The 15,353-nt window shown below is 58.8% G+C and carries 11 protein-coding genes; 5 read left to right on the forward strand and 6 right to left on the reverse strand.

Annotated features, from left to right (window positions below; genetic code table 11):
- Window positions 1-9 precede the first annotated feature (9 nt).
- Window positions 10-681, forward strand: a complete 672-nt coding sequence (gene modB / locus DBAC_RS07920) for a molybdate ABC transporter permease subunit (protein WP_015773762.1) — start codon at window positions 10-12, stop codon at window positions 679-681.
- 47 nt (window positions 682-728) lie between these two features.
- Complete coding sequence (locus DBAC_RS07925) at window positions 729-1,508, forward strand: ABC transporter ATP-binding protein (protein ID WP_015773763.1); 780 nt, start codon at window positions 729-731, stop codon at window positions 1,506-1,508.
- 55 nt (window positions 1,509-1,563) lie between these two features.
- On the opposite strand, the gene DBAC_RS07930 is transcribed toward DBAC_RS07925, so the two are convergent.
- Window positions 1,564-2,700 (reverse strand): TOBE domain-containing protein, encoded by a 1,137-nt coding sequence (locus tag DBAC_RS07930; protein ID WP_015773764.1) that lies wholly within the window; start codon window positions 2,698-2,700, stop codon window positions 1,564-1,566.
- Window positions 2,701-2,872: 172 nt separating this feature from the next.
- On the opposite strand from DBAC_RS07930, the gene modA reads away from it, so the two are divergent.
- The gene (gene modA, locus DBAC_RS07935; protein WP_015773765.1) at window positions 2,873-3,622 is read left to right on the forward strand and encodes a molybdate ABC transporter substrate-binding protein; all 750 of its coding nucleotides are present in this window, start codon (window positions 2,873-2,875) and stop codon (window positions 3,620-3,622) included.
- A 67-nt stretch (window positions 3,623-3,689) separates the two neighbouring features.
- Here modA and DBAC_RS17875 read toward each other — a convergent pair whose 3' ends face one another.
- Together DBAC_RS17875 and DBAC_RS17880 are read right to left on the reverse strand one after the other, a co-directional pair.
- A complete protein-coding gene (locus DBAC_RS17875; protein ID WP_015773766.1) occupies window positions 3,690-6,056 on the reverse strand; it encodes a hybrid sensor histidine kinase/response regulator in 2,367 nt (788 codons plus the stop codon).
- Between the two features lie 13 nt (window positions 6,057-6,069).
- Window positions 6,070-7,026, reverse strand: coding sequence for an ABC transporter substrate-binding protein (locus DBAC_RS17880; protein ID WP_143890848.1), 957 nt, complete (start codon window positions 7,024-7,026; stop codon window positions 6,070-6,072).
- Between the two features lie 239 nt (window positions 7,027-7,265).
- On the opposite strand from DBAC_RS17880, the gene DBAC_RS07950 reads away from it, so the two are divergent.
- Complete coding sequence (locus DBAC_RS07950; RefSeq protein ID WP_228644949.1) at window positions 7,266-8,420, forward strand: iron-containing alcohol dehydrogenase; 1,155 nt, start codon at window positions 7,266-7,268, stop codon at window positions 8,418-8,420.
- A gap of 60 nt (window positions 8,421-8,480) precedes the next feature.
- Here DBAC_RS07950 and DBAC_RS07955 read toward each other — a convergent pair whose 3' ends face one another.
- The 3 genes from DBAC_RS07955 to hpsG form a co-directional block, all read right to left on the reverse strand.
- The gene (locus tag DBAC_RS07955; protein WP_015773769.1) at window positions 8,481-9,869 is read right to left on the reverse strand and encodes a sigma-54 interaction domain-containing protein; all 1,389 of its coding nucleotides are present in this window, start codon (window positions 9,867-9,869) and stop codon (window positions 8,481-8,483) included.
- A 162-nt stretch (window positions 9,870-10,031) separates the two neighbouring features.
- Window positions 10,032-10,976, reverse strand: coding sequence for a (2S)-3-sulfopropanediol dehydratase activating enzyme (hpsH, locus tag DBAC_RS07960; RefSeq protein ID WP_015773770.1), 945 nt, complete (start codon window positions 10,974-10,976; stop codon window positions 10,032-10,034).
- A 105-nt stretch (window positions 10,977-11,081) separates the two neighbouring features.
- A complete protein-coding gene (gene hpsG, locus DBAC_RS07965; protein ID WP_015773771.1) occupies window positions 11,082-13,574 on the reverse strand; it encodes a (2S)-3-sulfopropanediol dehydratase in 2,493 nt (830 codons plus the stop codon).
- A 660-nt stretch (window positions 13,575-14,234) separates the two neighbouring features.
- Between hpsG and DBAC_RS07970 the strand changes: the two genes are divergently transcribed.
- Window positions 14,235-15,242, forward strand: coding sequence for a TRAP transporter substrate-binding protein (locus DBAC_RS07970; RefSeq protein ID WP_015773772.1), 1,008 nt, complete (start codon window positions 14,235-14,237; stop codon window positions 15,240-15,242).
- Window positions 15,243-15,353 lie beyond the last annotated feature (111 nt).

Below are 15,353 nucleotides of genomic sequence, written 5' to 3' on the forward strand. Positions count from 1 at the left end.
ACAATGCGAATGGACATGACCTTTCTCTTCCCGGTGCAGCTCAGCCTGCGCGTGGCCGCCCTGGCCACCCTGACTTCCCTGGTCTTCGGGGTGCTCCTGGGCTGGGTTTTCCACCGCTACCGCTTCCCGGGAAAGGAACTGCTCGATTCCATCCTGAGCCTGCCCATGGTGCTGCCGCCGACGGTGCTCGGTTATTATCTGATCGTGCTGCTCGGCCGGAACGGTTTTGCGGGCCGCTGGCTGCAAGAGACCTTCGGCGTGACGCTGATCTTCACCTGGCAGGGGGCGGTCATCGCCGCCGCCGTGGTCTCCTTTCCGCTCATCTTCAAATCCGCCCGCGCCGCCCTGGACGGCGTGGAACGCAAATACGAGGACGCGGCCCGGACTCTCGGATATCCGGAGTGGCGGGTGTTCCTGCGCGTCTGTCTGCCGCTGGCCGGACGCGGCATCCTGGCCGGGACCATGCTCGCCTTCGCCCGCGCCATGGGCGAGTTCGGGGCCACGCTCATGATCGCGGGCAACCTGCCCGGCCGCACCCAGACACTGTCCCTGGCCGTGTACAGCGCGACCCAGGCCGGACAGGACAGCCTGGCCGCGCAGTTGGTGCTGGTCATCTCCGTGCTGTGCACGCTCATTCTCTGGGTTTCAGGGCGTCTTTTAACCCCCAGATGGCAGGCCTGACCATGTTCATGATCGGCCGCACATCCAGCTCCCGTTCCGAGGCATCCATGCACCCACGGACCGAACCGAAGACACCGGCCCGGACCATCTCATGCGACATCGACACCCGTGTGTCCGCGCCCGGCGCTGAGTTTCGCCTTCGGGCCCGTTTCGAGGCGCCCGGACGGCGCATCGCACTCTTCGGCCCCTCGGGTTCGGGCAAGAGCCTGACCCTCATGGCCCTGGCCGGGCTGTTGAGACCCCACAGCGGCCACATCGAGGTCTGCGGCCGCACCTTCTTCGACGCCGCCTCCGGCGTGAACGTCCCGGCCCGCAAGCGCAACATCGGCATGCTCTTCCAGGACTACGCCCTCTTTCCGCACCTGACCGTGCGCGACAACGTGTCCTTTTGCCTCAAACCCGTCTTCGGCCCACTCAAAGCGGCGCACCGTGAGCGCGTCGACGAACTGCTGGAATTGTGTGGCCTGACCGGTCTTGCCGGCCAGCGTCCTGCCCAGATTTCAGGCGGCCAGCGCCAGCGCACGGCCCTGGCACGTGCCCTGGCCCCAAACCCGGACCTGCTCCTCCTGGACGAACCCTTCACCGCGCTGGACCAGCCCCTGCGCGAACGCATGCGCGCGGAACTGTTCGACATCCTGGAGCGCTTCGACATACCCATGGTCATGGTCAGCCACGACCTCGAAGATGTGGACCATTTCGCCCAGACCCTGGTCGCCTTCGGGCATGGCCGGGTACTGGACGTCGTCGACTACGAAGCTCGCCGCAAGAATGAAAATCCTCGCCAGATCCTCGATCCACTTTTCCTGGCCGCGCAGACCTGCGAATGAAAAAGGGCCCGGCGCAGAAAAATTCGCACCGGGCCCACACACAAAGGAGGCTTGATTATTCGAGGGCCAAAATGACGGAGAAGGCCTTGACCATGGCGCAAATCTCATCGCCGACCTTCAAATCCAGGTTGCTCACGGACTCGTCGGTGATGAGCGATGTGATCTTGGTGCCGTCGGCGAGATCCACGACCACCTCGGCCGCGATCTGACCTGTGTTTACGGCGGAAATCCTGCCGCAGAACTTGTTGCGGGCGCTGGTCTTGAGCATGGATTCCTCTTTGACCAGCACCACCCATGGGGCCTTGACCGTGGCGATGACCGTCATGCCCATGGCCAGCCCCAGGTTCTCGAAACTCTCCTTGGTGATGACGGAAACAACCCTGAGCCCTGTGGCTGTGGTCACCTCCACCTCGCTCAGGATGTTCCCGTCGCGGATGGCGCTGATCTGGCCGACAAACATGTTGCGGGCGGATGTCTTCATTTTCCGTTCCTCGAATATGTAATGATTCATGATGCGCCGGGTGTCGGCATCGGAAAAACTGACGTACTGCGAGGACGGCCCCTGGTGCCCGAGCATGGCGTCCACCACAACCAGCGGCACCCCGCCGCGCAGCAGTTCCACGGCGCGGGAATGCCGGAGCACGCGGGGATTGAGGAGTTCACGGGGGATATCCGTGCCCTTGCCCCGCTCCGAAAACTTGCGCCGCACATAGCCCTGGTCCAGGCGAAAAACCTCTCCGCGCAGCTCCAGGCTCATGGGATGCTCGAAAAAGAGGGCCAGCGCGTCCACAACCTCGGCAGGCAAGGGAATCTCGCGAGGCGCGTCGCCCCTGACCATGACCACGCCCCGGGCAAGGTCGAAGTCGGTACCATCGTCGAGATCAAGAACCTCGCCAAGACGCATGCCCGTGTAACGCAACAGAAGAAAGAGGAGCCATATGCGCGTGCGCGCCTGGCGGGTCCGCGCATCGCGGGCCGCATGCAGCCAGTCGCGAAAGGAGCGCGTCAGGGCGTCGAGCTGACCGTGATCGAGATATTTGACCGTCTCCGGGACCTGAAAAATCCTGGCCGCCTTGGGTGCTCGCCTTGGCCCGCCAACCGGATCATCCAGCCCTCGGCGCTTGACTTCCTCCTGCGCCAGACAGGCCAGTTGCATCAATGTATTCGGATCAAGCTGGTCCAATTTGTACATTATTTCTCCAGGCAAGAGCGTTTTCATGACCATGCAAGAGTACTCAACAAGCGATGCACGATATGCAGCGCCCTGAGCAATACAGTCACGCTTTATCATGCGTGCGTGACCATATTGCCAAACGGGGGCTCTTCAGGCCAGGAAAAAAGCAATCAAAAAAAAGGAGACCCCTATGAATTTGAAATCGTTGCATACAATTTTGTCGCTTTGCATTGTGCTCATGTCCACGCCGGCCATGGCCAAGGACCTCCTTGTCTCGGCGGCGGCCAGCCTGGCCAACGCCTTCACGGAAATGAAGGAACCCTTCGAGAAGACCCATCCCGGCACCACTCTGGTTCTGAATTTCGCTTCGTCCGGGGCGCTGCTCAAGCAGATGGAACAGGGTGCGCCCGTGGACGTCTTCGCCTCGGCCGATCAGGCGACCATGGACAAGGCCGGGAAACTCATGGATACGGCCACCCGCGTCAATTTTGCCGGCAATGCCCTGGTGCTGATCGTTCCTGCGGACAGCAAACTCCCCTTGAGCACGCCCGATGAGCTTAAAGGCGAAGCGTTCAAACTCGTCGCCATCGGCAACCCCGACTCCGTGCCCGTTGGCCGCTACACCAAGGGCACCCTTGAAGCCGTGGGACTGTACGAGGCCCTGACCCCAAAATTCGTCATGGCCGAAAACGTGCGCCAGGCCCTGGACTACGTGGCCCGAGGCGAAGTGCAGGCCGGATTCGTCTACGCCACGGACGCGGCCCTGCGCGCCGACAAAGTCAACGTCGCAGCCGAAGTGACCGGCCACAAACCCATCACCTACCCCATCGCCCTGCTCGCCGGATCGCAGAACAAGGACATGGGCCAGGCTTTCGTTAATTTCGTGAAGGGTGAGGAAGGACAGGCCATCCTGGGGAGATTCGGGTTCAAAAAGCCGTAAATTTTGCGGGAAGTGTCTGGAAACGCGTGATACACGCATAAAAGAATTGGAGAGAATGGACGGACTATCAAGCAGTGGATCGATGCGCCGCGATCCTCTCCAGTTCCCGTTGCAGATCGTTGGCGTCCACCGGCTTGGTCAAATACCCATCCATTCCCAAGCCCAGGAATTTTTCCCTGTCACCGATCATTGCATGGGCGGTCAATGCAATGATCGGTATATCTTTGGCGTACCCCGGCCTGGATGACGAGCGAATTGCATGTGTCGCCTCTATTCCGTCCATGACAGGCATCTGAATGTCCATGAAAATGCAGTCGATGGTGTCGCGATCCGGCAGACCGAATATCTCAAGACCGTTTTCCGCCGTTGTCACCTGGTGACCAGCCTTCTCCAGCAGCTTCCGCGTGTACAAAGTGATTATCGGCTCATCTTCCACAAGCAGGATATGCAGCCTGGGAACTGTTGAACCGGTGTCCAGACGGGATTTGGATTCGCCTGCGCGTGAACCCGCCATCTTGAAAGGCAGTTCCACGTGCATGTTCGTCCCCTCGCCTTCGATGCTGTCCGCGAAAATCTGCCCGCCCATGAGCTTCACCAGGCGCTTGACGATGGCCAAGCCGAGTCCCGCTCCCTGAAAGGCACGTGAGGATGCGCCGTCGACCTGCACGAAGGATCCGAATATCCCGCTCAACATGTCCACAGGTATGCCTATCCCGGTGTCCGAAACAGTAAAGAGGACTCTAAGATCGGCGCCCTTGACCGGGGAGAGGAGGATTATCTCGACGCAAACGCATCCCTTTTCCGTGAACTTGATCGCGTTGCCGACAAGGTTGAAAAGGATCTGGCGCACACGCATCTCGTCCCCCACCAGCCGGGCGGGTACGGACGGATCGATGAAGAACTCCAAGGAAATCCCTTTCTCCTGACTGGCCAGGGCAAAAATCTCCATGACCGAGTCGTGCAGATCCGATGTTGAAAACTCCTGCTCATGGATATCGAGCTTGCCTGCCTCGATGCGCGAAATATCGAGCAGATCCGTAAGCAGGCGGGTGAACCTGTCCGACGCCTTGATGGCCAGGCAGACGTAGCGGCGCTGCTCGTCATCAAGCCCCGTGCCTTGCAAAAGCCGCATCATGCCCATGATGCCGCTGAACGGGGTACGCAGCTCGTGGCTCATGTTGGCCAGAAATTCGCTTTTGGCCTCATTGGCGCTTTCCGCGCTCTTCTTGGCCGCGATCAACCCTTCTTCCATGCGTATCTGGGCGGTCACGTCATCCAGACGAATGACCGCGCCATAAACCTCGTCGCTGATCAAAGGGCTGACCAGAATATCCACGGTCCGTCTCTCTTCGGCCTGCTCATAGGACTGCCTGGTCAGGCTGAGCGTCGTCGCCTCATCCATGGATCGCCGCACCGTATCGACCAGCCAAGCAAGCTGCGGAAGGGCCTGTTCCAGAGGCAGTCCGATAACCTGTTCCGGCTCAAGTCCGACCCAAGTTCGGGCCGTGCGATTCCAGTGCGCCACCACGCATCCGCAATCCACCGCAATCAGCACGGAAGGAGAGGAATCAAAAATTCCCATGAAAGAAGTCGTGGCCTTGCGCAAATCATGCTCGACACGGACGCGCTCCGTGATCTGTGCTTCCAGATGGATGTTGGATTCCCGCAATGACGCGGCCTGGCGCGTCAGATCGGCCTGACTGTCGCGCAGACGCCGGGCCATGGCCACGAAATTGCGGCTCAATTCGCCGATCTCGTCCTTGCGCGCCAGCGGCTCAGGCAGGCCTTGCCAATCTCCCCGACTGATCTCCGTCGCGGCTCTGGACAGGTCCAGCACAGGGTCGAGCACCGCCCGGGCGGCGCGAACGTAAAACCACCAGCCAAAAACGGAGGCGATGGCAAAAATAAACGCAACTCTGGCCAGAAATTCGTTGCGGGTAAAACGCATCTCCTCAGCGCTGACGGTCACCATCAGTAGCCAATCCCACTCCGGGATGAACAGGTACGGACCAATCCGCGTTTCCTGGCCGGTGACGCAATCAATCCGGCCCGCTCCGATCCGCAGCAGCTCCGGCAGGCACGACAGCTCAAAATTCTGCTCGCCGGGAAGGCCTACGTACATGACGGCCTCGCCCCGGGACGAGACAATGCCGAGTTGGCCGAACATCTTTGGCGCCCGCGCCTTGAAGGAGGCGAGCAGGTCGGCTTTGGCCTTGTCCTCGTAGTCCCGGATTCCGAGCAAGCCGACGCCGTCGAGCACCTTCCGGGATTCGAAAATCTTCTCGCGGTACTCGTCGAGTTCCTTGTCCAGCAGGCGAAAATTGAGGGTTTCGGTCAGATGATCGATGGTCAACGTCGCCAGGCCTGAAATACCCAGAGTGATGCTGGCCACCAGAATGAATCCGGTCAGATTGGCCCGGAATTTCAAGTCCATGCGTTTCTCCCGATCACTCTTCTTCCTTGCCGATGACGGTCGCCGTCTTGAGCAGGGAAACCGGCAGGACAAGCCCGGCGGCACGGGCCAGTTTCAGGTTGACGATCAGCCTGACCCGCCTGTTCTCGACCATGGGAATGGACGCGGGACTTTCACCGCCAAGCACCCGCAAAGCGGTGAGCGCCATCCACTCTCCCTGCTCCTCGGGATCCTTGGCAAAGGTGAAAATCACGTACGGGGCGAGGTACTCGTCGAAGCTGCCGGTCGGAACACGGGTGTGTTTTCGCAAAAACTCCCGGGCCACGGCATCATCCCAACCTTCGATGCCGCCGTTGCCGCCCATGATGAGCATGTCCGAGCGGGCCTGGACTTCGTTGAAGGCGCGAAGGAACTCCTCGAACCGGGAAACGAGAAGCCCCTGCAATTTGCCCTGGAAACTGCGGGCATTGTAGATCAGCACGTTCTTGCGCTCGCTCTCGGAATCGGCGGCGATGTAGCCGAAACGATCCCCTTGGCCGAACTTGCGCAGCATGGCTTTGGCCGGATCCAGAAGATTGACCTCCACCATGCCAGTCACGTTGGGCGCGGGATAGCCGTGTTCCCCGGCGTCCCAGTTGATCCCAGCCGCCACCACCGGCAGGTCGCCGCCTTTCAGAAAAGGAACCACGAAATAGCGCTGCGCGTTATCATCGGAGGCCATGACCATGTGGGGATCGAACTCCCGCAGAATACGCGAAGCCTCCCGGGCGGACGCCTCTGCGTGTTGCGCTGATGGATTGCGCTTGGTGTCCATGTGCACCACCCGCAATTCCACCCCGGTTCCATCCAAAATTTTCTCGACCCCCCGCGCGATCCCATCCGACCAGGAGAACCCTTCGTGGTAGGATTCAACCCACAGAATGCGTTTCCCCTGAAAAGGGGCAGCCGCGCCCTCGCCTGGGAACGCCAGAACGAAAAGCATCATGCTCATCAAAAATCGCGCAATTCGGATCATGGCACCGCACACTGTAAGATAAAAAGGTCAAGAAACACCCGGACGATAGACAACGAGCACGGGTATTGACAAGGAGATTCAGAACCACGAACCTGATCGTTAACGATTTCAAAGTGCAAAGAGCCCGGCAGCCATGTCACAATCGCTCACCGCAGACCCGTAAAAACGCACGCGCCGCACCGCGCAACACATTTCACGCACGATACTTGGGAGCCATGATGATTCATACGTTCAAAACTGTCAGCACAATTATTCACGGCCAAGGTTCTTCCGCCGACATCGGCCTTGAGATCAAACGCCTCGGCGCGACCCGTGTTCTCGTAGTGACAGGCCAGGGCACTGTTCACCGTGGCAGCCACCTGCCGATCATCGATTCCCTGAAACGGAGCGGCCTCCTCGCTGAAATCTTCTCTGCGGTGACGAACGAGCCGACCCCATCCGTGGTCGAGGCATGCGCGGCCAGCGCCAAAACGTTCAAGGCCGATCTCATCCTCGGACTGGGCGGCGGCAGCGTCTTGGATACGGCCAAGGCGGCCTCCGTACTTGCCGGAAACGAAGGCTCCATCGAAAGATACTTCGGGGTCGATCTCATCCCTTCGCCGTGCCTGCCCACGGTGCTCATTCCCACCACCGCCGGAACGGGCAGCGAAATGACCTCCATCAGTGTGCTGGCCGATATCGCCTCGAACTCGAAAAAAGGCATTGTCAGCGACCATCTCTTTGCCAGGCTGGTGGTGCTCGATCCGGAACTGACCGTCTCCATGCCGCCGCGCGTGACCGCAGCGACCGGGCTCGACGCCTTTGTCCACGCCATGGAGTCCTTCGTCAACCAGAGCGCCACCCCGTTCACGGATTGCGCCAACCTCCAGGCCATGACCATGATCGCGGGCAACATCCGCAAAGCCTACGCCGATGGGAGCGACATCGAGGCCAGGGAGCAGATGCTTTACGGCTCCGCCCTGGCCGGCATGGGCTTTTCCAATACGCAGAACGGGGTCATCCACGCCATCGCCATGGCCGTTCCGGCAGACTACCACCTGCCCCACGGCCTGCTCGTCGGCGCGGTGGCGCCCATGGGCATCGCGTTCAACTGCCTGACCGCGCCGGAAAAATACGCACGCATCGCCGAAATTCTGGGCTGCGATTCCGGCCTGAAAACCGAAAGCGACCGGTCCCGGAGCGCCGTGGCCGGATTCGAAAAGATGCTGACCGATCTGGGTGTCACGCCCGGCTTGGCCGCCCACGGGATACAACGCGCAGACATTCGGGGAATCGCCGAGCGCGCCGCCGCAACGGAGCGCCTGATGCGCAACAATCCGCGTCAGGGGACGGCCGACGACCTTGAAAAACTGCTGGAAGGGTATTTCTGATCCGTCTATGACGGAAGAAATGATGAACAGGGGAGATGATCCGGGGCGGCCGCCCCGGATTTATTTCTTCTGGATTTTCCGAAAAATCGTGCTGCGATCAATCTGGAAAAGATCGGCGACTTTCTGCACGGAACCATGCACTTCCAGGGCCTGCTGCAAAAAATCACGTTCGATGTCGGCCATGATGTTTTTGAGCGCGCGACCACCGGTCAGGATTTCGTCGGCATAACACCGGCCACGGGTCTTGTCTTCGGTGATGTGGACCGGCAGGTCTCGCAAAGAGATGAGCGAACCTTTGTGGGTGATGACCAGTCCATGCACCAGATTCTGGAGTTCCCGCACATTTCCAGGCCATTGATAGCGTGACAGGATGCTGAGGGCGACCTCCATGATGGCCATGCTTTTACCGTATTTTCCCGCATAATACCGCAGAAAATGCTCCACAAGGGGGCGCACGTCGTCGGGACGCTCGCGCAAAGCGGGGATGGTGACCGTGGCCACGTTCAGCCTGTAGTACAGATCCCGACGAAAAGTCCCCGTTTCTACGCATTCGGAAAGATTCTTGTTGGTGGCCGCGATAATCCGGACATCGACCTTCGTGGTGCGACTCCCGCCGACGCGCATGATCTCCCCGTCCTGCAGCACGCGCAAAAGGCGGGTCTGCATGGACAGGGGCAGTTCCCCGATCTCGTCCAGAAAAACCGTGCCGCCGTCGGCCAGCTCGAAATACCCGGCCTTGCCTTTGCTGGACGCGCCGGTGAAGGCTCCGGGCATATAGCCGAACATCTCGGACTCGGTCAGGGTTTCGGAAATACCGCCGCAGTCCACCTTAAGAAAAATCTTGTCCTTGCGGGCGCTGTGCCCATGGGTGAGACGCGCGAAGACATCCTTGCCCACACCCGTTTCTCCCAGCAACAGCACAGACGCATCGGTCGGCGCGACGGTTTGCAGCATGTTCACGACACCTTGAATGGCTTGGCTTTCATAGACCGGAGTAAGCGCCTTGCTGCTTTTCTGGGTGATGTAGGCCATCTGCTCATGAAACTGGTCGATCAGATGCCGCTGCTCCTCCATCTGCTCATTGAGGCGCGTGATCATGGTGATGTCGCGTACGAAAGTGACCACCAGGCGCAGCGCCCCGGACTCGTCAAAGACCGGAAACCCGGACAGGACCAGCTTCTTCCCGTTCTGCAGCTGCTGCACGTGCGTGGCGGGCTTGCCGGTGCGCACGATTTCCGGATTGAGCACCTTGTCGAAGACGCCGTTCTCGACCAGGGCGCGAACCTGCTTGCCCTGGACCTGCTCCTGGGTGAGCCCGGTCAACTGTTCATACATACGGTTGACGCGCAGCGTGATGCCGGAAACATCGGACACAAACACGCCATCGGGCAAAGCATCAAGGATGCATTCAAAATACTTGGAAAGAAAATCCATGGAACGGGTTGTCATGTAAAAAATCTCTCATGGCTTAAAAAAAAAGGCAACCTTGCAAGTCGCCTTTTTGTGTAATACCCGTAAAAACCATAGTAAAATTACATCATAGCAACAATATATTTAATGCATTGTCGCTCATAAAAACAGACACAGCCCTATCGAAACATGGCATGCACCCTATTTGACAACTTCAAGCCTGTCTCCAAGAACATTTCGTGCGACGTCAACCAGCTTTGCCATGATGGATTTATCCAGAGTTACTTCATCCATGGGCGGCACCCTGTCCAGAAAATGATATTTCTGTGTCCCAAGGCGATGATAGGGAAGCATCTCGTAACGCACGTTCGGAAAAGGCTTTATGAATTGCGCGATGGCTTTGATCGCTTCTTCCGAATCATTGAATCCGGGGATGACCGGGGTGCGGGCCAGGATCGACTTGTCCGGGTCCAGCGCGGCCAGCTTCTGGAAATTTTCCAGAATCGTTTCGTTGGAACATCCGGTCTGCTCTTCGTGAATACCGCTGTCCATGTGCTTGATGTCGTACAGAACGTAGTTCAGATACGGCGCGGCTGCCTCCAGCGTCTTCCATGGCACCATGCCGCAGGTCTCCACCGCCGTCTTGATCCTGCGCCGCCGGGCGTCGCGCAAGAGTGCCAGGGCGAATTCACCCTGCAAAAGCGGCTCGCCGCCGGAGAGGGTCAAGCCGCCGCTGGACCTGATGTAAAAGGCCGCGTCCTGCTCGACCACGCTCAGCACATCGTCCACGGTGCGTTCCTGTCCGTAAACGATCAGGCCCTGGGACGGACACGCCTCGGCGCAATTCATCGGACATCCGGAGCACAGCGACCTGTCGATGCGCAGGGAGTCGTCGACCTCGCGGATGATCGCCCCGCGCAGGCAGGCCTGCAGGCAGCGCGTGCATTTGGCGAAGGTCAGACAGCGTCCGGGATTGACCGCCAGTTCCGGTTCGCGGCGCTGCGATTCTGGATTGCTGCACCACCGGCAGGACAAGGGACAGCCCTTCAAAAACACGATGGTCCGAATTCCAGGCCCATCGTGGACCGAGTATTTCTGGATATTGAACACCAGACCTTTCTTCTTTTTGTCTTCAAACGCGCTCATGAGGCCCCTCGATGGTTTCACGCAAAATGCGAGGATGAGTTTTGATCCCGAAGCGAATTTCGCGGCTGGAAAAAGGCAGGGGGCCTTGGGGCCCCCTGCTGATTCTTAAAGAGCGCCATGCTCCGTGCGGGCGATGAGGTCGTCCTGGAGGTCCGGGGACAGATCCACGAAGTAGGCGCTGTAGCCAGCGATGCGCACGATGAGATTGCGGTACTTCTGCGGATCCTTCTTGGCCGCGATGAGCGTGTCGCGGTTGATGACGTTGAACTGCACGTGCCAGATCTTCAGGTCGCAGAAAGTGCGGATGAAGGAGACGAGCTTTTCCGTGCCCTGCTCGCCCTCGATGCACTTGGGCGTGAACTTGATGTTGAGCATGCGGGCCGCGCGGTCGCGCATACCGTAGTTCTTGGTATTGTAGTTGGACAGCAGGATGGCCGTGGGGCCGTTGACATCCGCGCCGTGGGAGGCCGAGGAACCGTCGGACAGCGGGGTGAACTGCTTGCGTCCGTTGGGGGTGGCGCTGACGACCTTGCCGAAAGGCACATGCGAGGTGAAAGGCACGTAGCGCACGTCATTGTGCATGCCCAGTTCCTTGCTGTACTTGCCGCCGTATTCCACGGAAATCCTGTCGATTTCACGACCGATGCTGTCGGCGTAGGGATCGTTGTTGCCGTAGCAGGGGGCGGAGCGCAGCAGCGCCTCGACATCCTCGAAACCTTCGAAGTTGGCGTCAACTGCGTCGATGATCTGTTGCATGGTCAGCTTCTTGTCTTCAAAGACAAGCTTCTTGATGGCCGCCAGGGAGTCCACGACTGTTCCCAGACCCATGTACTCGAAGTAGCCAAGGTTGATGCCCTCGGGGATCTGCTCCTGATGCAGGTCGATGCAATGCTTCATGCACAGGTCATGCACGGCGGAACCCATGGGCTGGGCGAAGCAGGTCGCGCGGATCTTGTTGATGGTGTACTGCTGCACGAAGGCGGCGCGCAGGAACAGAAGGTGCTGCTGCACATAGGCGTCCCAGAACTCGTCCCAGGTGGAGAACGCGGTCGGATCGCCGGTCTTCACGCCCAGGTCGATGTCGCCGTACTTCTTCATACGTCCGTTGCGCAGCACCATTTCCACGGCCGCGGCGAAGTTGATGTACGCGCCACCGGAGGTGTACGTGTCACGGTTGGGCATGCGTGCCTCGGTGCAGCCGGACACGGCGTAGTCATAGGCTTCGGCGAAGGTCGCGCCCTTGGAGACATAGAGGGGCACGATCTCCTCGTCGTTGATCAGCTTGGGGAAGCCCGAGCCGTCCTTGATGGTCTCGGCCACGTCCCACAGATAGCTCTCGGGCGAACGGCTGTGGATGCGGGCGGCGAGGTCCGGGTAGTGCAGCGGAAATTCGCGCTTGGACTTGAGGATGAGGTGAGTCAGGTCGTTGGTGGCGTCGCGTCCCTCCGGAGTCTGGCCGCCAACCGTTACAGCTTCCCAGTGTGCGTAGCCTTCGTTGAAGGCCCCGCCCGTGGGGGAGATGTACATATCGATGAATTCGGCCATGCCGACCCACATGCACTCCAAGAGTTCCATGGCCTTCTCTTCGGTCAGCGTGCCGGCATCGATGTCCTGGGCGTAATACGGCAGGAAATACTGATCCATGCGTCCGTTGGAGATGGTTGTGCCTGTCTTCTGTTCGATGCGGGAGAACATCTGCATGAACCACTGGCTCTGGCAGGCTTCCCAGAAGTTGCGGGCGGGCTCGCCGGGTACGCGTTCGGCGTTTTCGGCCATGCGGATGAGTTCCGCCTTGCGTTCGGGATTGGTTTCCTTTTCCGCCACTTCACGCGCCAGCACGGCGTGACGCTTGGCCCAGAGCACGATGGCGTCGCAGACGATGACTACGGCTTCGAGGAAGGGCTTCTTCTCGCAGTTGTCCTTGGGGCTGAGCGGATCGAGATCGGCCAGCTTTTCCAGGGCTTCGCGCTTGATGTCGTTGAACCCGCGCTTCAAAACCTTTTCGTAGTCATGGACCCACTGGATGGAAGAGCGGAAGGACGCAGTCTCGTTGACGATGAAGCGGGACATGAGACCGGACGGATCGTCATAGGTCAGCTTGTGCACTTCCTCGGGCAGAGCGGCGTTGAGCTTTTCGTGAAAGGTCTTGCCCTTCCAAAAAGGGGCGATCTCTTCCACCACTATCTTGGCGTCCTCGGGGGTGATGGTCGCAGGAGAGGTCGGGCGGTTAGGCAGCTCCTTCACAGCGATGTCGAGGAAATCGCCATCGAGCTCGGGATAGAGAATGCCGTAACGTCCGTCACAACCGGCGCGGCCCAGCAGAAGTTGATCTTCCTGAACGTAAACGGTCATGTTCTCGGCAATGTGCTTCATGGCCTTTGCCCATTGCAGAACCAACGGCTGACCTTCCGTCTGCTGCATTGACTGTGTGAAGAACAAGGCGCGTTCGATATCGATACGCGGCTTCTGTCCATCAAATTTTTCCAAAAGCTTGAAAACGCGGCTATGCGTCTTTCTGAATTTATCTTCTTTGCCTTCGATCTGATTGTAAAGACGTTCTTCCTGAGGTGACATGCAGCCACATGTAAAGCGAGTCATGTTCTTACTCCTGGTCTAAGTTTGCGTATGAAATTTTATAAAACCGCTATCCATTTTTTGCTGCCAGATTAACGTGATAGAATGATAACATTACTGGCTTGCTGATCTGCTTCACTTCAACACAACTGCTGGGCCATGAGCATTCTCTGTGCCAATCCTCTTAACCTATTAAAAAGAAAGAGTATTCACGATTCACCGTGGCATTGCGTTCTTTGGGAAAAATGGAACAAAGCGAACCCGTCGCAAACTTGCAACAAACACGAACATTTCCGACTTTTTTACACAAAAATGGTTGCAAATTTGCAACGGGACACGCAAAATACGCATCATCACGGGTCGCAAAAAAGCCGACGGCAGTGTAAGACAATAATGGACGCCGGGATTTTGTGATTTTATTCCCAAAAACGGCACCTCTGCTAAGAACACCTCTCAGTAGTTGCAGTTTTGCGATTTAAACTCCCTTTCTCCGCCGCGATTGTGCACCATTGACTCACAAGTACTTGAATTTTAATAAATTTAAATTACAACAAGCTGTCCAACCCTCATTTTCCGATGGCATGCATTCTGCTCTGGGGTCATCAACACCCGTGGCCAGAGGGCGACAGCCGGAAACATTGCCTGGCAATGCTGGTCAAAACTCAACTTTTTTTGGAGGAATACATGAAGAAGATCGTCTTAGCCGCACTGAGCCTTATGACCGCAGTAGGTTTGGCTGGCCCCATCGACACGGCGCATGCCGGAAAACCCCTGACCCTGCGTATCGGCCATCCCATGGCCCCGGGCAACAACGTCACCGTAGGCTACGAGAAGTTCAAGGAACTTGTCGAAGCCAAGAGCGACAAGCAGATCAAGATCCAGATCTTCGGCAGCGCCCAGCTCGGCAGCGACCGCGTGACTACAGAGGCCGCGCAGGCCGGCACGCTGGACATGTCTTCGTGCTCCTCCCCGAACATGGCCAGTTTCAGCAAGGCCTTCATGGCCATCGACCTGCCCTACATCACCGACCCCAAGTTCCAGGACAATTTCTACAAGGGCCTCGATGAAGGCGAGCTCGGCAAGGAAGTGGAAAAGGCCGCCAACGAGATCGGCCTGCAGCCGATCATGCTCAGCCAGTACGGCTACCGCAATTTCGTCAGCACCAAGAAGCCCATCCGCACCGTGGCCGACCTGGCCGGCCTGAAAGTCCGCACCACGGACTCCCCCGTCGAAGTCAGCGTTGCCAAGGCCCTGGGCATGAACCCCGCCCCCGTGGCCTGGGGCGAGACCTACACCGCCCTGCAGCAGGGCACCGTTGACGCCGAAGGCAACACCTTCTCCCTCTTGAACGATGCCAAGCACACCGAAGTGCTCAAGTACGCCATGGATTCCAATCACAACTACAGCATGCACCTCTTGCTCATGAACAAGAAGAAGTGGGACGGCCTGACCCCCGAGCAGCAGACGATCATCAGCGAGGCCGCCCGTGAGGCCCTGGTCTGGCAGCGCGCCGAGAGCGTGAAGCTCGAACAGAAGGCCTGGGACGCGTTCAAGGAAAAGGGCATTGAAGTGACCATCCTACCCGACGCCGAACGTGCCAAGCTGAAGGAACTGACCGCCCCGGTGCGTGAGGAATTCGCCAAGCAGATCCCCGGCAGGATGATGGAATTGTTGACCGCAACCCAGCAGTAACCGCAAATCCTGACCGCCGCCGGGACATCCCCGGCGGCGGTCGGGCTGGGCTCTTCCGACGCCCGGGGAACAGCATGCGAATGAACCGCCTCGTCGACGATCACGCACAGG

The organism is Desulfomicrobium baculatum DSM 4028 (assembly GCF_000023225.1).
Taxonomy (GTDB): domain Bacteria; phylum Desulfobacterota; class Desulfovibrionia; order Desulfovibrionales; family Desulfomicrobiaceae; genus Desulfomicrobium; species Desulfomicrobium baculatum.